Below are 20,589 nucleotides of genomic sequence, written 5' to 3' on the forward strand. Positions count from 1 at the left end.
AGGTCGATGGTATGGCATCATATAATAGAACAAGAAGGATAGCAGAAGAAATAAGAAAAGTCGTAAGTACTATGCTTATAAATGGAGTAAAAGACCCTAGAATAACATCTATGGTGAGTGTAACTGATGTAGAAGTTACAAATGACCTAAGATATGCTTATGTATATGTAAGTATTCTAGGTGGAGATGAAGAATCCACACTAACAGGTCTTAAAAGTGCTGGAGGATATATAAGAAGAGAAGTAGGAAAAAATATAAAACTTAGATATATTCCTGAGATAGTATTTAAACTTGATGATTCAATAGAAAAAGGAATGTATATGGATAGCCTTATAAAAAGAGTTAATGAAAAAAATGCTCAACAAAATGAGGATGAAAATTATGATGAATAATATGGATAGTATTATAAACTATATTTATGAGGGTGACTATTTTATAGTTACCTCTCATATCAGTCCAGATGGAGACAATATTGGTTCTACACTTTCAATGTATTATACATTGAAGAATTTAGGAAAAAATGTATATTATGTACTTGATGATGAAGCTCCATTAAATTTAAGGTTTTTGGTTGAAGGTGTAAAAATCTATAAGTCTAATGAATTTAATATGAAGAACTATTCTCTAATTGCACTTGATTGTGGGGATAAGATGAGAATATGTGTGAGTGATGAAATCAAAAATAATGCATCAAAATTAATCTGTATTGACCATCATGCTAGTAATGATTCATATGGAGATTTAAATTATGTAGATATTGATGCATCTTCTACATGTGAATTAGTTTATAATTTATTAGTTAGATTTCAGCAAATAAAAGATATTAATATTATAAATGAAGATATAGCAACATGTTTATATACAGGTCTTGTAACTGATACTGGAAACTTTTCGTATTCAAATGTACATGCAAGTAGCTTTGAAATGGCAAAAAATTTACTTGTTTTAGGTGCACAAAAAAATACTATAATACAAAATATATATCAAAGCAATTCTTCTGGTTATTACAAATTATTAGGAGAAGCTCTAAAGGGTTTGGAGATATTTGATTAAAAAATAGTTACGCACACTCGTGACTTTAGTCATGAGTTAGTAGCTAAAATAGTCAGCATATAGGGAAACTTATATGTAGAGATAGGATAAAACCTATCCAATACTACTTGAATTGCTGGAAACCCCTAAAGCTAACCAAACTAAAACATAAGGATGAAATAAACCTAAGTGTGAAAGTTACGAAAGTAGAAAAAATTGGTTAGATGGTATAAGGTTAAACCCTAAGTACTTTAAAATGGGCAATCAGCAGGTAAGCTCCGAATAGGAGAAACTTCAACGACTATTCCTCTTGAGGGAAGTACACTACAAGCTATTGGTAGTGGAAGTGGGTAGACCTTAACGGATAATGCCGAAGGATAAGATATAGTCTGTGCTTGCATGAAAGTGTAAGAAGTTCATAAGAGAACTGCATAGGTAGTAGCGAACTTATGTGAACGACAACCTCAAAAATGATAAAAGTTAAGACTTACGGTTCTTAAATATGTTATTTAAAATTAAATATAAAACCTTCTAAATAATTGTTTTAAATAATTACATTTGTTAATATTATGATAGGTGATTAATAAATTGTTCACCACAGCATTATATAATATATTAAATATGATAAAATCATTAAAAAGTGTATCAAAAAACAATTAACGTGAGGTGATAGCAGTGAAAAAAGCCTATAAGTTTAGAATGTATCCAAATAAAAAACAACAAGAGTTAATTAACAAAACTTTTGGATGTTGTAGATTTGTATATAATAAATATCTTGCTAAAAGAATAGATGTTTATAAAAGCGATAAAGAAACTTTTACTTATAAACAGTGTAGTTCTGATTTGACCAATTTAAAAAAAGAATTAAAATGGCTTAAGGAACCTGACAAATTTTCACTACAAAACGCCTTAAAAGATTTAGATAATGCATATAAAAAATTCTTTAAAGAAAAGGCAGGATTTCCTAAATTTAAATCAAAGAAAATTAATAGATTTTCATATAAAACTAACTTTACAAATGGAAACATTATGTATTGTGGTCAATATATAAAACTACCTAAACTTGGTATGGTTAAGATAAGGGATAAACAAGTACCTCAAGGTAGAATACTTAATGCTACTATATCTAAAGAACCAAGTGGTAGATATTATGTATCATTATGCTGTACTGATGTAGATATTGAAGTATTTGAAAATACTAATAATCATATAGGTTTAGATTTAGGAATTAAAGAATTTTGTATCTCAAGTTGTGGAGACTTTATAGAAAATCCTAAGTATCTTAAGAAGTCATTAAACAAGCTTGCTAAATTACAAAGAGAATTATCGAGAAAAACAATCGGTAGTTTAAATAGAAATAAAGCAAGATTAAAAGTTGCAGGACTTCAAGAACATATAGCTAATCAAAGAAATGATTTTCTACAAAAACTATCTACTAAATTAATAAAAGAGAATGATATTATTTGCATAGAAGATTTACAAGTAAAGAATATGATTAGAAATCGTAAACTATCTCGCTTAATTTCAGATGTATCATGGTCAGAATTTATTCGTCAATTAGAATACAAGGCTAATTGGTATGGTAGAAAAATTGTAAAGGTAGGTAAATTCTTTGCAAGTTCACAAATATGCAATAAATGTGGGTATAAAAACGAGGAAGTTAAGGATTTAAATATAAGAGAATGGATTTGTCCTAGTTGTAATGAAACTCACGATAGAGATATAAATGCAAGTATAAATATATTAAAAGAAGGATTAAGACTAATAACGATTCAAAATAAATAACTTATGTAAGAACCGTAGGAACTACGGGGATAGCCTGTGGAGAATTAGTAAGACATATTTTAATATGCAAAATTCTGTGAAGCAGGAACCCTGTGACTTTAGTCATGGGAGGTTCAGTCAAAGGTATCTAGTATAGTTTTAACTCAAGACATGATGAATAGAAATAATATTAGCTTTAATGATGTTGATGGAATAACAACATATACAAGAGACATAAAAGGTATAGAAGTTGGAATTTTATTTAAAGAGAAAAAACAAAATGAAATTAAAGTGAGTTTTAGGTCAAAAAATTATGTTGATGTAAGTGAAATAGCCAAGTTATTTGGCGGTGGTGGTCATGTAAGGGCTGCTGGATGTACTATTAGAGATAGTATTGATAATGCAAAGAAAATGGTACTAGAGGCAGTGTTAAAATCAATTTAAGGTGACAGTAAAATGAATAAGATTATAAGTATATTGAAACCCACAGGTATGACATCTCATGATGTTGTAAGTAGAGTGAGAAAGATTTTAAATATAAAAAAAGTTGGTCATACAGGTACTCTTGACCCAGATGCTTCAGGTGTTTTACCAATCTGTATAGGGAAAGCTACAAAAGTATGTGAAGTTATTTTAAACAAAGATAAATCGTATATATGTGAGCTTACTTTAGGTATAAGTACAGATACTTATGATGCTTCAGGTGAAATTTTAAAAAAAGTTGATGATTTTAAATTTAGTAATGAAGACATAGAAAGAGCTTTTGACACACAAAGAGGAGAGATAAATCAACTTCCTCCAATTTATTCAGCTTTAAAGGTAAATGGAAAGAGAATGTGTGATTTAGTAAGAAGTGGTAGACAATCTGAAATTACTTTAAAAACAAGAAGAGTAAATATAAAAGACATAAAAATACTAAGTATAAAAGGTAATAAAGTAATGTTTTATGTTGAGTGTTCTAAAGGTACTTATGTGAGAAGTATTTGCCATGATATAGGAGAATATCTAGGTTGTGGAGCTCATATGTCGTTTTTGAATAGAACATCTTCTGGTAAATTTGACTTAGATAATTCAATAACATTAGAAGAATTAGAATTATTTTATGAAAATAAAACTTTAGACAAATACTTATATGATATAGATTATGTCCTTGATTCGTTTAATTATGTTGTATTAAACCCTAATGCTATAAAATATTATTGTAATGGTGGCTCAATAGATGATAAAAGGTTTTTAAAAAATAATTTCGATAAAGATGATGAATTTGTAAGAGTATACAGTACAGATAATTTCTTAGGATTAGGAAAGTTATCAAAACACAATAATACAATAAGTGTTAAAAGTGATAAGATGTTCATATAACCAATGTATTTAAAAAAACAACAAAAGAGATAGTACTATAATAACTTCTATAGTCTATCTCTTTTACTTATGCTATAATAGTTTGTGAATAAGTTAAGAGTAAATTATATTTTAGCGGGGAACATTTATTATGGTGATTATAAAATCTATAAAAGAAATAGCAAACATAAAAGAAAGTGTCATTACCATAGGAAATTTTGATGGTGTACACAAAGGACATCAAGTTCTTATAGGAAAAACAGTTGAACATGCAAAAAAAGAAAATATACAGAGTATTGTATTTACATTTGCAAATCATCCTGTAAATTACTTTAGACCAAACTCAACAAAAAATATTATAAGCAATGATGATAAAATAAAATTATTAGAAGATTTGGGAATAGATATAGTTGTAATCATACCATTTGATGAGTATATGACTAAAATACCTGCAAAGGATTTCGTAGATGAGATACTAGTAAAAAAATTAAAAGCTAAAAAGATAGTAATTGGACATGACTTTACATTTGCAAGGGCAAAAGAAGGCAATGTTAATCTATTAAAAAGCTTAGAACATGAATTTGGTTTTGAGGTAGAAGTAATAAAACCCATCAAAATCAATGATGTAAGAGTGAGTAGTACTTATATTAGAAGTTTAGTATCCCAGGGTGATATGGCTAATGTCAAGGAATATTTGGGTAGAAATTACAAGTTAGAAGGTTGTGTTATACATTCTAAACACCTTGGAAGAACTATAGGATTCCCAACGGCAAATATTGACCTTAAGAATAATATGCTCGTTCCAAAGAGAGGTATTTATGCTTCTATTGTACATATTGGAGATGAGACTTATTTTGGTGCTACAAATGTAGGCTATAACCCAACAGTTAATGGAAAAACTTTGTCTATTGAAACAAATATTTTAGAGTTTGATAGAGATATTTATGGGGAAAATATAATTGTTGAATTTTTGGAAAGAATAAGAGATGAAAGAAAGTTTAATTCAATAGATGACTTAAAAAATCAATTGTATAATGATACAAATTATGTGTATGAAAACTATGTTTGCAAAAACAAGTAATGTATGATAAAATGATTAAGGAAAATAACCATTACTCGGCATTTGAATACTCCAATCAATGCTTAGTAATAGGCGTTTCTAAAAAAATACGGAGGTAATCTAAATGATAAACAAATCAGAAATAATAAAAGAATATGGAAGAGCTGAAGGGGATACTGGTTCTCCAGAAGTACAAATAGCTTTATTAACAGCTAGAATAAACGAGTTAAATGGACATTTAAAAACTCATAAGAAAGACCACCATTCAAGAAGAGGACTATTAAAAATGGTTGGTAGAAGAAGAAACTTATTAGCTTACTTAAAGGAAAAAGATCTTGAAGGATATAGAGCATTAATAGCTAAATTAGGATTAAGAAAGTAATTTCATTCTTTATAAAAAAGCAGGTATAGTGTATACCTGCTTTTTTATAGTTAATTCATTATAAAGTAAAATAGTTAATAATAAAAGTAGTTTATATGTTATAAAAAATTATAAAATGAATAATATTGGGTAAGAATATTAAAATAGTATACAAATACATAATCAATTTAAAAGGAAAGACAGGATAAATATAGAAATTTTATAACAGGATAATTAGTTGGAATAAGGAGGATATTATTTTGAAAATAAAGTTAGTATGCGATAGTTTGTGCGATATTCCAGATGAAATATCAGAAAAAGATTATATAGAGATAGTTCCACTTACAGTTATTTTTAATGATAGGGAATATATAGAAGGAGTAGATATAAAGAAAGAAGAGTTTTATAAAAAAGTAAAAGAAATCAAGCAAATACCTAAAACTTCACAAGCTACATATATGGAGTTTAAAGAAGTGTTTGATAAGTTCATAACAGAAGGTTATCATATAATCTGTATGACAGGGGCTGCAAACGCATCAGGAACTTTTCAAAGTGCTATGATAGCTAAAAATGATGTAAATGAAAATGAAAAAATACATATATTTGATACTAGAAATTTATCTCTAGGTAGTGGACAATATGTTATAAAGGCATGTGAACTTCTTGAAGAAGGACTGGGATTTGAAGAAATTATAGATGAATTAGAAAATACTCGCAGTAGTGTAAGATTGCTTTTTGCACCATATACACTTGATTTTTTAAAGCAGAGTGGAAGAGTTCCAGTTGCAACTGCTTTGATAGGAAATATGTTAAATATAAAGCCTATATTTTTCTTTGATAATGGGGAAGCTAAGTTGGTAAATAAGGTTAGAGGAATAAAGAATATAGCAAGTAAATTGGTCGATATAATTTTAGAAATGAATGAAGGGTCTTTAGAAGGAAAAATCGTCACAATAGGTTGTGGAGATAATTTACACGATTGTGAAATATTAAAAGATGAAGTAAATAAAAGAATAAAAGCAAGAAGAGTATTATTTACTCGAGGAGGAGTTTCTATTTGCTCTCATACAGGGCCAGATATATTGGCTATAAGTTGTTCTAATTAGTAGTAATATAAGGTTTTTGCATATATATGTGAATATAATTTTATATTGTTAATTTATAGTATTTTTGATAATATAGTAAATAGAGTGATATACGTGTTTTTTAATAAGAGGAGGACAAGCATTAATGTTTGAACATAAAATATTTAAAATGGATTTTGCAGGAAGAGAACTTTCTGTAGAAATAGGAAAGATTTGTGAAATGGCTAGTGGTAGTTGTATAGTTCGATACAGTGATAGTATGGTAATGGTAAATACAACTAAATCAGCCAAACCTAGAGACGGAATAGACTTTTTTCCTTTAAGTGTGGATTATGAAGAAAAATTATACTCTGTAGGTAAGATACCTGGAGGTTTTTTAAAGAGAGAAGGCAAGCCTTCAGAGAAAGCTATACTTACATCAAGATTGATAGATAGACCAATAAGACCTTTATTCCCAAAAGGATTTAGAAATGATGTTCAGGTAGTTGCAACAGTTCTATCAGTAGACCAAGATTGTACACCAGATATAGTAGCAATGATAGGTTCTTCAATAGCCCTTTCTATATCAGATATACCATTTAATGGACCAACAGGTTCAGTATGTGTTGGCCTTGTAGATGGTGCATTTGTTGTAAATCCAAACGCAGAGCAAAGAGAAAAAAGTTCAATGCATCTAGTTGTTTCAGGTACAAAGGAAGCAATAATGATGGTTGAAGCCGGAGCTGATGAAGTTCCAGACGAGGTAATGCTTGATGCTATTTTATTTGCTCACCAAGAAATAAAAAAAATAGTTGAGTTTATAGAAGGTATAGTTGCAGAAGTTGGAAAAGAAAAAATGCCTGTTGAATTATACCATGCAGGAGAAGAAATAACTCAATTGGTTCGCGAATTTGCAACTGATAAGATGAAAAAAGCAGTTCAGACTTTTGAAAAGTTAGAGAGAATGGAAAATATGGATAGAGTTAAAGAAGAAACTTTAGCTCACTTTGAAGAAACTTTAGAAGATTTTGAAGATTTTGTTGGAGATATAGAAGAAGTATTACAAGATATAATAAAAGAAGAAGTAAGAAAACTTATAGTACATGAAAATGTAAGACCAGATAATAGAAAACTTGAAGAAATAAGACCTATATGGTGTGAAACTGGCATGATACCTAGAGCTCATGGTTCAGCCATATTTACTAGAGGACAAACTCAAGTACTTAATGTTGCTACTTTAGGTGCTTTAGGAGATGTTCAAAAACTAGATGGGTTAGATGAAGAAGAAAACAAGAGATATATGCATCATTATAATTTCCCTGCATATAGTGTTGGAGAAGCTAGACCATCAAGAGGACCAGGAAGAAGAGAAATAGGACATGGTGCTTTAGCAGAAAGAGCTTTATTACCAGTAATACCATCTCAAGAAGAATTTCCTTATGCTATCAGATTAGTTTCTGAAGTATTAAGTTCAAATGGTTCTACATCTCAAGCAAGTGTATGTGGCTCAACATTATCTTTACTTGATGCAGGTGTACCTATAAAAGATATGGTTGCAGGTATAGCAATGGGACTTATAAAGCATGATGGTAAGGTTGCAGTGCTTTCAGATATACAAGGTATGGAAGACCATTTAGGCGATATGGACTTTAAAGTAGCTGGAACAGAGTATGGTATAACAGCAATACAAATGGATATAAAAATTGATGGTATAGATAAAGAAATTCTACAACGTGCTTTAAAACAAGCTAAAGAGGGTAGAATCCATATACTAGGAGAGATGAGAAAAACTATATCTCAGCCAAAACCAGAACTTTCACCATATGCACCTAAGATTGTTAAAATGCAAATAAATCCTGACAAGATAAAAGATGTAATAGGACCTGGTGGAAAGATAATAACTAAGATAATAGACGAAACTGGAGTTAAGATAGATATTGAACAAACTGGGGAAGTATTTATATCAGGTATTGAGATTGATATGATTAAGAAAGCTCAAGAACTTATAAATAATATAGTAGTTGAACCAGAAGTAGGAAAAACTTATAAAGGTAAGGTAAGTAGAATAATGAACTTTGGAGCATTTGTTGAGATACTTCCAGGAAAAGAAGGATTACTTCATATATCTCATATAGCTCATGAAAGAGTTGCCAAAGTTGAAGATGTATTGAATATAGGGGATGAAGTTGAAGTTAAAGTTACAGAGATTGATGAAAAAGGAAGAGTTAATTTATCAAGAAAAGTTCTTTTACCAAAACCAGAACATAAAAATAAATAACTTATTATATAATTAAAAGCAAAGTCTTAGGATTTTGCTTTTTTAAATACAAAAAAGTAGATAATTTTAAAATGATAGTTATGGATGGCTTATAGTTCTTTTTCTGTCAGGCTTTACTCTTATAAAGAAGCTATTTAAAAGCTGATTAATAGAGAGCTTTATTGATATATATAGAATCACTTAAGTTATATTTAGTGCATAAACAGAGCTTATTTTTAATAGTATTAAATAAGAAACAATTTGTACATAATTAGGGGGAGTTTTAATGATAATGATGGTACTTAATAAGAGTAAGCTCAAAAAAATCATAATACTAATTTTAGTAGTGTTATTAGTATTATCAGGAGGGGTAATGGTATTAAAGTTATTTAACAACAAGCCAGTATTTAATTTATTTAATGGTGTAGATTTACCATATGAAAGAGGTACAAAGGATAAAAGTGGATATGTTGCATTAACCTGTAATATAGACCTTGGATGGGAAACAGAGTACGTAGAATCCATTTTAGAAACACTTAAAAAAGAAAATGTAAAGATTACATTTAATGTAACTGGAAAATGGGCAGAAAAGAATAAGGATGAATTATTAAAGATAAAAAAACAAGGACATGAAATAGGTAATCATGGATACAAACATTTAGATTATTCTACATTATCATATGAAGACAATTATGAGCAAATAGAGACCTCTAAAAAGATAATTGAAGAAATTATAGGTGAAAAAACTAAATTTTTTCAAGCACCAGCAGGTTCTTTTGGTCCAGAAACAGTAAAGGCTGCTAAAGCATTAGGGTATACTTCTATCAAATGGGATGCCGATACTATAGATTGGAAATACAAAGACCAACCAGAGGTAATCATTGATAGAATGAAGAAAAAAGACATTAAAGATAGTAGTATAATTTTAATGCATCCAACCAACGCAACGACAAAATGTATAGATGATATTATAGCTATTGTAAGAGAAAAAGGACTAAAACCAGGAAAACTTAGTGATGTATTTAAGTAGACAAAGTATAAATATTTGGTTAAGATTGTATAAGTTGTAGTTGAATTAATTAAAAGACTGACTTATAATGTAATACATATAAAAAATAAATATAATTAAAACATAGTGTTTTCAATAATCCAATATGAAACAAAGAATAAATTGTTAGGAGAATGTAATGTATAAGACAAAAATACTGGAAAATGGGCTTACAATAATTGGTGAAGAAATACCATATCTAAAGTCAATAACATTAGGTATTTGGATAAATGCAGGCTCTAGGATAGAAGAAGCACAGGTGAGTGGAACTTCTCATTTTATAGAGCATATGATGTTTAAAGGAACCAAAAACAGAACATCAAAAGAGATTGCTAGTTCAATAGATAATTTGGGTGGTCAAATAAATGCATTTACAAGTAAAGAATGTACATGTTATTATGTAAAACTAATAGATGAGCATATAGATACAGGAATTGATGTATTGAGTGATATGATACTAAATTCTAAATTTGATAAAAATGATATAGATAAGGAAAGACTTATAATATTGGAAGAACTTAAGATGTATGAAGACTCTCCAGATGACTTATCTTATGATTTATTAGTGGAAAATATATATGCTAATGATGGATTAGGAATGAATATAATTGGGACAAAAGAATCTCTATACAATATAACTAGAGAATCCATGTTAGAATACTTAAATAAGTATTATATTCCAAATAACGCTGTTATTTCTATAGCTGGAAATTTTAACTTTGATGATATGGTGGAGAAAATCAAATCAAAATTTGGACACTGGGAAAAGAAAAATTTAAGTATAGACATAAGTGAGGCTAAGTTTAATCCTTGCTTTATATCAAAAAATAAAGACACTGAACAGGTGAACTTAGCTATGTGCCTAAAAGGTATTCCTTTTGAAAATGATGAAGAAGTCTATTCAATGGCAGTGGTAAATAATATTTTCGGTGGAAGTATAAGCTCAAGGCTTTTTCAGAAAATAAGGGAAGAAAAAGGTTTAGTATATTCAATATACTCATCACAGACATTATATAGGAAATGTGGTGAATTAGGTATATTTGCAAGCATGAGTACAGAAAATTTACAAGATGTATATAATTTAATAAAGAAAGAAATTGAAAATATAAGAGAAAACTATCTTACAGAAAAAGAAATATCTGAAAGCAAGGAACAGTTAAAAGGAAATTATATATTGGATTTAGAAAGTACTAGCAGTAGAATGATGTCTACTGGTAAATCTATGTTACTTAGTAAAAAAGTAAAAACTACAGATGAAATACTTGAATGTATAAATAATGTTAATATTAATTCAATAAAGAAGGTTGTTGATAAGGTATTCAATATCGAAAATATTGGTACATGTATAGTTGGAAGAGATGTAGAAAAGATTCTACACTTGGATTAATATTGAAAAAAGTAAATCTCTGGAGGTATAAAATATGAATTTATCTGAAATAGCAGGTAAGGAAATAGTTAACTTGGTCACAGGAGAAAGATTGGGGGTCATTGGAGAATGTGACCTTATACTAGATGAAACTACAGGCGGTATATTAGCGCTTCTAATTCCAAAAGAAAAAGGATTTTTTGCCAGAAGAAAAGATAAGTCATTTTTAGAAGTACCATGGAGAAATGTAAAAAAAATAGGTAATGACATGATAATTATAGAATATGAGGGATATATTTAGGAGGAAAAAATGAGTATTTTAGTGCAAAAGTTTGGTGGGACATCAGTAGAATCATATGAAAAAATGAATGAAGTATGTAAGATAGTAAAAGCATACAAAAAAAATGATGAAGAATTACAATTAGTATTAGTAGTTTCAGCAATGGGAAGAAAAGGAGCTCCATATGCTACAGATACACTTATAAATTTGTGTAGTGCAGTAAATGATGAGCCAAGTAAAAGAGAACTTGATTTAATAATGTCTTGTGGAGAAATAATATCAGGAACAATTCTTGCTAATTTATTGAATGCACAGGGGATAGATTCTGTTTTCTTTACTGGTCAGCAAGCAGGTATAATTACAAGTGATGAATATTCTAATGCAAAGATAAAGTATATAAATCCTAAAAAGGTAAAAAGAGCTTTAGATGATGGTAAGGTTGTAGTTATAGCTGGGTTCCAGGGTGTAACAGATGATGGAGAAATAACTACTCTTGGAAGAGGCGGAAGCGATACATCAGCAGTTGCTATTGGTAAAGCTTTAGAATGTGAAACAGTTGAAATTTACACTGATGTGGATGGTATAATGACTGCAGACCCTAGAGTAGAACCAAACGCTAAAGTATTGAGTTTTATAGACTATGAGGAAGTATTCCAAATGGCTGACAAAGGTGCAAAAGTAATACATCCAAGAGCAGTACAGTTGGCTAAAAGTGGAAATATAACTTTAGCCATAAAGAATACAATGAATCCAACTTTTGAAGGTACAAAAATAGGTTCTTTATGTAGACACTTAGAAGACAATATAGAATATGAACAAGAAAGAGATTTTAAGGTTGCTGTTGCAAATAAAGATAGCGTAGCACAAGTTAAGATTAAGTCAGCAGAAGAAGTGTTTACAGAAGTATTAAATGAGATAGAAAAGAAACTTATAACTATAGATATGATAAATTTCTTTATATCAGAAAAAGCATTTGTTGTAGAAGATGCTGATATAAAATCATTAAAGGAAATACTAGATAAATTTGAATTAGATTATGAAGTAAATAGAGACTGTGCTAAGGTAACATTGATATGTTCAAGAATTGCTGATGAAATGTCTGGTATCATGTCAAAGGTAGTTAGAGGATTATCAAAAGCAGGGGTATCTCTTTTACAAACATCAGACTCAAATATGACTATATCTTGTTTAGTTAGTGAAGAAGATATGCATACAGCAGTACATGCTATACATCAACAATTTTATTTAAAATAAACTGTATAATACAATTATTTTTTAATCAAATTTAAGAATTTCATATATATCTTAATATATTTGATTTATTTGGTAAAACTAAATTAAATATAATTTTGATAGGAGTTTTTTTATGAAAGATTATAGAGAAGATAATGAAAGATTTGATAAAGATAATTGTAGTGAAGAATCTAGTTGCGAAGAGAGAGAATGTATAAAGCAATTTGGTACCAATGAAATGCCACCTCAACCTCCTAAAGATATTCAATGTATAACTATAATTGGAGAAATTGAGGGACATTTTATAGGAAATCCTCAAAAAAAAGCTACAAAGTACGAGCATATAATTCCAATGCTATACTCAATTGAGGAAAGCAATGATGTTAAAGGAGTGTTAGTTGTTTTAAACACTGTTGGAGGAGATATTGAAGCAGGTTTAGCTATTGCAGAACTTTTAAACAGTACATCTAAAAAAGTAGTTACTCTTGTTCTAGGAGGAAGTCATAGTATAGGTGTTCCTCTTGCTACAGCAGGAGATTACTCATTTATAGCACCAACAGCAACCATGATTATACATCCAGTGCGAACTACTGGTCTTGTGATTGGTATAAATGAGACTTTTGAGTATTTTAAAAAGATGCAAGATAGAATAATTCAATTTATAATAAGAACATCAAATATCAAAAAAGATGTACTTGAAAAACTTATGCATGAAAAAGATGAACTTGTAAGTGATGTTGGTAGTGTATTAATAGGAAAAGAAGCTGTGGATTATGGTCTTATAGATGAAGTTGGAGGACTAAAAGAAGCACTTAAAAAATTAAGAGAGCTTATAAAAGAATCTGAGGAAGAAAAAAATAATGATTAAAATTTGTTTAAATAATAAAATTTATGATATAATGATGTAATAAAGTAGGAGTGTTAGTGTTAAGGCATTAGCACTTTTTGCTGTGAAGGGGTAAAACTTGCTAAAAATAAGGAGTGATATTAATGGCCACGAAAAAGAAGAAAAAAAAGAAGGTAAATACCTTAAGTTTTAATGCAGAATATCATAATTTAATAACAATATTTATAGGTGTATTTTTATTATATAGTTTAAATTCTAATTCTATGGGATGGATACCTGTGTTAATGCAAAATCTTTTTAAGGGACTATTTGGAGGGCTTTCAATAGCAATACCATTTATAGTAATTATAACAGGACTTTTAGGATTTTTTGATGGAAATGAATATATATATAGGCTAAGAAAGACTAAACTATACTACATAATTATTTTATTTATATTTGTATTTTATGGATTATTAAATGCAGGAACTCTTCCTGTAGATAGCCCACTAAAAGGTAACATGTTTGATGATGTTATGAAATTGGGTGTAAGTGGACAAGGTAGTGGTTTGATAGCAACAACTATTGCGTATTATATGAGTAAAATATTTGGTATAGCAGGTGGATGGTTAATAAGTATCTTCGCACTTATACTTTCTGTAATGTTTATATTTAATATTTCTATAAAAGATTTGGTGTCAAATGCAAAATCAAAATCTAAAGCATCTAAAGACAGCAATTTAACGTTTAAAGATAAAATTGCAAATATGAAAAAATCTGCAATAGATATGATGACTGATGAAGTAGATGATACTACTATAAATAAAAAACCAGGTTTCTTTAAAGGGTTAATGTCAAAAGGTCTTAATAATGATGATGATGAAGATGAATATTTTGAAGAAGAAAATAGTGATGGTGTAGATGATAAAACTATAAAAATAGTTGGATTTAATAAGGCAGAAGATGAGTATTTAGAAATATTAGAAGGAACTCAAAGTATGCCAGAGTTAGATGTTTTAAAAGAATTACAAAAAGCTACCAATGAAAATCCAGTTGTAGATACTAAACCAGAAAAAAAAGTTGATATAGCTAAACCTAATTTAAATATAGAAAAAACTCAACCTATGAGTATTGTAGCAGAGCCAGTTAATGAGGATTATTCAAACTATAAAAAGCCTAGCATTGAGCTTTTAAATAAAGTAAATAAGAAGTCTGATGAAAATGGTAAAAAGAAAGTGTTGAAAAATGCTTCTCTTTTAGAAAAGACACTATCAGATTTTGGAGTGGAAGCAAAAATTAATCAAGTTACAGTCGGACCTACTATAACAAGATATGAAATACAACCAAGTCCAGGAGTCAAGGTAAGTAAAATTGTAAATTTAACTGATGATATAGCTTTAAGTTTAGCAGCTAAAAGTATAAGAATTGAAGCCCCAATTCCTGGTAAAAGTGCAATTGGAATAGAAGTTCCAAATGAAGAAGCTCAAATGGTTGGTGTGAGAGAAGTTCTAGAAAGTGAAGAATTTAATAATTTTAACTCTCCTCTTGCAATGGGACTTGGAAAAGACGTAGCAGGAAAAATTATAATTGGAGATATAGGTAAGATGCCACACTTACTAATAGCTGGTTCTACAGGTTCAGGAAAGAGTGTTTGTGTAAATACATTAATAAGTAGTATTTTATATAAGGCAAATCCTGATGAAGTAAAATTACTATTAATAGACCCAAAAGTAGTTGAACTTGCAAATTATAATGGAATACCACATCTATTGATACCAGTAGTTACTGACCCTAAAAAAGCTGCAAATGCTTTAAATTGGGCAGTTACAGAGATGAATAGAAGGTACAAATTATTTGCAGATGCTCAAGTAAAAGATGTAACAAGTTATAATGAGAAAGCGGAAGAAAAACTTCCTAAAATAGTAATAATAATAGATGAGTTAGCAGATTTAATGATGGCAAGTGCAAATGATGTAGAAGATTATATTTGTAGATTAGCTCAAATGGCAAGAGCTGCTGGAATGCACTTGATTGTAGCAACTCAAAGACCATCTGTTGACGTTATAACAGGGGTAATAAAGGCTAATATACCATCTAGAATAGCATTTGCAGTATCATCTCAAACTGATTCAAGAACAATCCTTGATATGGGTGGTGCAGAGAAGCTTCTAGGTAAAGGTGATATGTTATTCTATCCACTTGGTGCAGCAAAACCAGTTAGACTTCAAGGGGCATTCATATCAGAGAGTGAGTCGGAAAAAGTAATCGATTTTGTAAAAAGTCAGGTTAAAGATGGAATAAAATATGAAGAAGATATAATTGAAACTATATCTAAGGTTAATACTTCAAAGGGTAGTGATGAGGATGAGTTTTTGAGTGAAGCGATAGAATTTGTCGTGGAAAGTGGTCAAGCATCTGCCTCTATGCTACAGAGAAGATTTAAAATAGGATTCAATAGAGCAGCTAGACTTATAGATTCTATGGAAGAAAGAGGAATAATTGGAGCAAGTGAGGGAAGTAAACCGAGAAAGGTATTAATAAGCAAACAGGATTTGCAGAATTTAGAAGGTGAATAGAATTGTCAGTTATAAAAATAGAAAAAGCACTTAAGCTAGATAAAGTAATATTTGTAGATGTGAGAACTGAAGGAGAATATGAAGAAGACCATATATTGAATGCAATCAATATGCCTCTTTTTAAAAATAATGAACATAATGAAGTTGGAACAATTTATAAGATGCAGGGAAAACATGAAGCAATACAAAAAGGGTTTGACTATGTATCGTATAAATTAAAGGATATATATTTACAAGCAGCAGAACTTGCATTAAATTATGATAATATTGTCATATATTGTGCAAGAGGCGGAATGAGAAGTGGCAGTATAGTAAATTTATTATCATCATTAGGTGTAAATGTATATCAACTTGAAGGTGGATATAAGGCTTATAGAAATTTTGTTTTAGAGTATTTAAGGCATGTAATGGATACAAAAAACTTTGTATCTGTTCATGGATTGACTGGTACAGGAAAGACTGATTTGTTACATTTATTAGATGAAAAAGGAATAGACGTACTGGATTTAGAAGGCATAGCTAAAAACAGTGGTTCTACCTTTGGTTTTATAACTTTTGATAAAAAGCCACCATCTCAAAAGAACTTTGAAACAAAACTATTTGAAAGTATATTTTTTTCGAAAGAGAATTATATATTTGTCGAGAGTGAAAGCAAACGAGTTGGAAGTGTTACAGTTCCAAATGAAATTTTCGAGGCAATGACACGAGAAGGACATCATATATTATTAGAATGTGATATTGAAAATAGAGTTGATAGACTTTGTAGAGATTATATTTATGATAAAGATGAAGGTAATATATTGATTTTAAAAGAATGTATAAACAAGTTTAGAAAAAGATTGGGTAATAAAGTAGTAGATGATTATATTGATTTATTAGAATCAGGTGAATATAAAGAACTTGTAAAAAGATATCTTTTAGAATACTACGACCCACTTTATATGCATTCAGTAGAGAAATATAAGTATAGTAAGATTATAAATTTTAATGATACACAAAAAGCTTTAGAAGATGTTATAGACTTATATGAGAGTATATTGGAAGGAGAAAGTGAATGTTAAAAATAGCATTGGAATCATTAGGATGCTCAAAAAATTTAGTAGATGCAGAAATAATGATGGGAATTTTAAATAACAAAGGCTATAAATTAATTGGAGATTTTGAAGAAGCTGATGTAATTATAGTAAATACATGTGGGTTTATAGAGTCAGCTAAACAAGAATCTATAGATACGATAATAAACTTTGCAGAGTTAAAAAAAACTGGCAATTTAAAGTTGTTGATAGTAACAGGGTGTCTAGCCCAAAGATATTCTGAAGAATTAAAAACTGAAATTCCTGAAATAGATGCTATAGTAGGAACAGGAAGCTATCAAAATATAGATAAAATACTTAAAGAATTAAGTGAAATGCATCAAATTGTAAGCCTTAATGATATAGAGTTTGTATTTAATGAAGATTTACCAAGATATATATCTACACCTAGCTATATGGCCTATTTAAAAATTGGAGAAGGATGCTCCAATAATTGTACTTATTGTATAATACCAAAACTAAGAGGTAAATATAGAAGTAGAAAATTTGAAGATATAATTAAAGAAGCTAAGAAATTAGCTGAATCTGGAGTAAAAGAACTTGTGGTTATAGCACAGGATACGACAAAGTATGGTTTTGATTTATATGGAAAAGAAAGATTATCAGAACTTTTAGAAGAACTTGCAAAAATAGATGGATTTAAGTGGATAAGGGTTATGTATTCATATCCAGAATCTATAACAGAAGAATTGATACAAGTTATAAAGAAATATGATAATATATGTAGTTACTTTGATATGCCAATACAGCATGCAAGTAACAATATTTTAAAATTAATGAATAGAAAAACTACTAAAGAAGATATATTAAATAAAATCAATCTGATAAGAAGTAATATACCAGATGCTATACTTAGAACTACAATAATAGTAGGGTTTCCTGGTGAAACAGAAGATGACTTCAAACAACTTGTGGACTTTGTTGAAGAGGTTAAATTTGATAGACTTGGTGCATTTGCATATTCAAGAGAAGAAGATACACCAGCAGATAGATTACCAAACCATATAGATGAAGAAGTAAAAATACAAAGAAGAGATACTTTAATGATGATTCAACAAAAAATATCTGAAGAACTTAATGACAAAAAGATAGGAAAAACTTATGAGGTGTTAATAGAAGAACAGATAGAAGATAATGTATATACAGGAAGAACACAAGGTGATGCAGAAGAAATTGACAGTATAGTGTATGTAAAAAGTGTAGACAATCTTGAAGTAGGAGAATTTGTAAGTGTTCAAATAAATGATGCAATGGAATACGATTTAATGGGAGATGTTTTATATGAACTTGCCTAACAAGTTAACTTTGTTTAGAATATTTTTAATACCAGTATTTGTTTTAATTATGTTGCTCAATGTACCAAATAAATTTTTAATAGCTTGTATTATTTTTATAATAGCTTCAATTACTGATGCTTTAGATGGAAAAATAGCTAGAAAATACAATCTAGTCACTGACTTTGGAAAATTTATGGACCCATTAGCAGATAAGTTATTGGTTATTTCAGCACTTACATGTATGATAGAAGACCATCTTGTAAGTAGTTGGATGGTAATTATAATAGTGGCTAGAGAGCTTACAGTTAGCATATTAAGAGCTATAGCTGCTGCTGATGGAAAAGTAATTGCTGCTGGAAACAGTGGAAAACTTAAAACGATAACTCAAATGGTATCTATAGTGTTTTTATTGTTAGGTGCTCAGTTTGAAAATGTATTGATATTAAATATTGGTGAAATTCTCATTCTTATAGCTACACTACTTACATTATATTCTGGATGGGAATATCTATATAAAAATAAAGAGCTTTTTATGTCTTCTAAGTAAAAAATTATGCTTTAATAAATAAAAACTAATGATTAATAAATAAAAAATAACAACTTAAAATTTTAAAAATGTAAAAAAGGGTATACTATTATAGTATACCTCTTTTCATTTTAAGAATATTTTCTTTTGTGTATATAATTATTAATAATGGTTTATAAATAAAATGTAATGAATAAAAATATAATCATTAGTAGCGTTTTTAAATTGACTAGGTTTGATTTATGTTATATAATTAATATATAACAAGAGAACAAATGTTTGTAGATAAATGAAGGGATGGTATAGAGATGAGTGTAGATCAAGAAAAATTAAAAGCGTTGAATGAAGCTTTAGGTAAAATTGAAAAAGATTTTGGTAAAGGTTCAGTAATGAAATTGGGAGAAGCAACATCTATGTCTATAGATGTTATATCAACAGGAGCGATTGGTTTAGACATAGCTATTGGTATAGGAGGTCTACCTAGAGGGAGAATAGTTGAAGTATATGGTCCAGAATCTTCTGGTAAGACTACTGTTGCGCTTAGTTGTGTAGCATCAGCTCAAAAAGATGGAGGAATAGCTGCATTTATAGATGCAGAACATGCACTTGACCCAGTATATGCAAAAGCTTTGGGTGTGGATGTTGATAACCTAATAATATCTCAACCAGATACAGGTGAACAGGCTTTAGAGATAGCAGAGGCATTGATAAGAAGTGGAGCGATAGATATAATAGTAATAGACTCAGTAGCAGCATTAGTTCCAAAGGCTGAAATAGATGGAGATATGGGTGATTCTCATGTAGGTTTACAAGCTAGACTTATGTCACAAGCACTTAGAAAGTTAACTGGTTCAATTAAAAAATCAAATTGTGTTGCTATATTTATAAACCAGTTAAGAGAGAAAGTAGGAATAATGTTTGGAAACCCAGAAACTACTACTGGAGGACGTGCACTAAAATTCTATTCATCAGTTAGATTGGATGTTAGAAAAATAGATACAATAAAACAAGGTGATAAAGTTATAGGTAGTAGAACTAGAGTTAAAGTTGTTAAAAACAAAGTAGCACCACCATTTAAGCAAGCTGAATTTGATATAATGTATGGAGAAGGGATTTCAAAAATTGGAGACCTTTTAGATATAGCTGCTGATGTAGATATAGTTAAAAAATCAGGTTCATGGTATAGTTACAATGATACTAAACTTGGACAAGGAAGAGAAAATGTTAAAAAATTCTTGGAAGATAATTTAGATTTAACTACTGAAATAGATGAGAAAGTTAGAGCATTTTACAATTTAAATGAAGAACATGAAGAATCAGGTACTTCAGTATCAAAAGAAATTGTAGAAGAATAAGTAAAAATACAAAAAAATAACTAGTAATTAAAGACATGCCACGCTCCCTATTAGCTTGACACAATGTTGAAAAAATTATAAAATTAAGTGAGGATAAAATATCTAAATTTAATTTTAATTATTAGGAAT

At 29.2% G+C, this 20,589-nt stretch carries 17 protein-coding genes and 2 pseudogenes; all 19 read left to right on the forward strand.

Going from position 1 to position 20,589, the window contains the following annotated elements; all coding sequences use genetic code 11:
* Window positions 1-11: 11 nt before the first annotated feature.
* The 19 genes and pseudogenes from rbfA (at window position 12) to recA (ending at window position 20,460) form a co-directional block, all read left to right on the forward strand.
* Window positions 12-392, forward strand: a complete 381-nt coding sequence (rbfA, locus tag CDIF1296T_RS06940) for a 30S ribosome-binding factor RbfA (RefSeq protein WP_003428234.1) — start codon at window positions 12-14, stop codon at window positions 390-392.
* Window positions 373-1,050, forward strand: a pseudogene (locus CDIF1296T_RS06945) (DHH family phosphoesterase); the annotation flags it as partial. The gene rbfA and the pseudogene CDIF1296T_RS06945, both read left to right, overlap by 20 nt.
* 648 nt (window positions 1,051-1,698) lie before the next feature.
* Window positions 1,699-2,817, forward strand: coding sequence for an IS200/IS605 family element RNA-guided endonuclease TnpB (tnpB, locus tag CDIF1296T_RS06955; protein WP_032548186.1), 1,119 nt, complete (start codon window positions 1,699-1,701; stop codon window positions 2,815-2,817).
* A 117-nt stretch (window positions 2,818-2,934) separates the two neighbouring features.
* A pseudogene (locus tag CDIF1296T_RS06960) lies at window positions 2,935-3,240 on the forward strand (DHH family phosphoesterase); the annotation flags it as partial.
* A gap of 12 nt (window positions 3,241-3,252) precedes the next feature.
* Entirely contained in the window at window positions 3,253-4,158 is a 906-nt protein-coding gene (gene truB / locus CDIF1296T_RS06965) for a tRNA pseudouridine(55) synthase TruB (RefSeq protein WP_009896221.1), read from the forward strand.
* Between the two features lie 130 nt (window positions 4,159-4,288).
* Window positions 4,289-5,218: a bifunctional riboflavin kinase/FAD synthetase gene (locus tag CDIF1296T_RS06970; protein ID WP_003438310.1), complete on the forward strand. Its 930-nt coding sequence runs from the start codon at window positions 4,289-4,291 to the stop codon at window positions 5,216-5,218.
* A 103-nt stretch (window positions 5,219-5,321) separates the two neighbouring features.
* Window positions 5,322-5,579, forward strand: coding sequence for a 30S ribosomal protein S15 (gene rpsO / locus CDIF1296T_RS06980; protein WP_003419491.1), 258 nt, complete (start codon window positions 5,322-5,324; stop codon window positions 5,577-5,579).
* A gap of 239 nt (window positions 5,580-5,818) precedes the next feature.
* Entirely contained in the window at window positions 5,819-6,664 is an 846-nt protein-coding gene (locus CDIF1296T_RS06985) for a DegV family protein (RefSeq protein ID WP_009889099.1), read from the forward strand.
* A 124-nt stretch (window positions 6,665-6,788) separates the two neighbouring features.
* Entirely contained in the window at window positions 6,789-8,900 is a 2,112-nt protein-coding gene (pnp, locus tag CDIF1296T_RS06990; protein ID WP_003438316.1) for a polyribonucleotide nucleotidyltransferase, read from the forward strand.
* Between the two features lie 265 nt (window positions 8,901-9,165).
* Window positions 9,166-9,909 carry a polysaccharide deacetylase family protein gene (locus CDIF1296T_RS06995; protein WP_003438319.1) on the forward strand — a complete coding sequence of 248 codons (744 nt, stop codon included), beginning with the start codon at window positions 9,166-9,168 and terminating at the stop codon, window positions 9,907-9,909.
* Window positions 9,910-10,066: 157 nt separating this feature from the next.
* Complete coding sequence (locus CDIF1296T_RS07000; protein ID WP_003438321.1) at window positions 10,067-11,314, forward strand: M16 family metallopeptidase; 1,248 nt, start codon at window positions 10,067-10,069, stop codon at window positions 11,312-11,314.
* Between the two features lie 34 nt (window positions 11,315-11,348).
* Window positions 11,349-11,594 (forward strand): YlmC/YmxH family sporulation protein, encoded by a 246-nt coding sequence (locus CDIF1296T_RS07005; RefSeq protein ID WP_003419503.1) that lies wholly within the window; start codon window positions 11,349-11,351, stop codon window positions 11,592-11,594.
* 9 nt (window positions 11,595-11,603) lie between these two features.
* Window positions 11,604-12,827 carry an aspartate kinase gene (dapG, locus tag CDIF1296T_RS07010; RefSeq protein WP_003438324.1) on the forward strand — a complete coding sequence of 408 codons (1,224 nt, stop codon included), beginning with the start codon at window positions 11,604-11,606 and terminating at the stop codon, window positions 12,825-12,827.
* Between the two features lie 112 nt (window positions 12,828-12,939).
* A complete protein-coding gene (locus CDIF1296T_RS07015) occupies window positions 12,940-13,674 on the forward strand; it encodes a ClpP family protease (RefSeq protein ID WP_003428224.1) in 735 nt (244 codons plus the stop codon).
* Between the two features lie 122 nt (window positions 13,675-13,796).
* A complete protein-coding gene (locus tag CDIF1296T_RS07020) occupies window positions 13,797-16,208 on the forward strand; it encodes an FtsK/SpoIIIE family DNA translocase (RefSeq protein ID WP_009896226.1) in 2,412 nt (803 codons plus the stop codon).
* A gap of 2 nt (window positions 16,209-16,210) precedes the next feature.
* Entirely contained in the window at window positions 16,211-17,269 is a 1,059-nt protein-coding gene (gene mnmH / locus CDIF1296T_RS07025; protein ID WP_003433322.1) for a tRNA 2-selenouridine(34) synthase MnmH, read from the forward strand.
* The gene (rimO, locus tag CDIF1296T_RS07030) at window positions 17,263-18,597 is read left to right on the forward strand and encodes a 30S ribosomal protein S12 methylthiotransferase RimO (protein ID WP_003433320.1); all 1,335 of its coding nucleotides are present in this window, start codon (window positions 17,263-17,265) and stop codon (window positions 18,595-18,597) included. The genes mnmH and rimO overlap by 7 nt, the downstream gene beginning before the upstream one ends.
* A complete protein-coding gene (gene pgsA / locus CDIF1296T_RS07035) occupies window positions 18,584-19,126 on the forward strand; it encodes a CDP-diacylglycerol--glycerol-3-phosphate 3-phosphatidyltransferase (RefSeq protein ID WP_009889106.1) in 543 nt (180 codons plus the stop codon). Before rimO ends, pgsA begins: the two co-directional genes overlap by 14 nt.
* Before the next feature lie 287 nt (window positions 19,127-19,413).
* Entirely contained in the window at window positions 19,414-20,460 is a 1,047-nt protein-coding gene (gene recA, locus CDIF1296T_RS07040) for a recombinase RecA (protein WP_003428218.1), read from the forward strand.
* The last annotated feature ends 129 nt before the right edge of the window (window positions 20,461-20,589 follow it).

Origin of the sequence: Clostridioides difficile ATCC 9689 = DSM 1296 (genome assembly GCF_001077535.1) — a bacterium.
In the GTDB taxonomy this organism is placed as follows: Bacteria; Bacillota; Clostridia; order Peptostreptococcales; family Peptostreptococcaceae; genus Clostridioides; species Clostridioides difficile.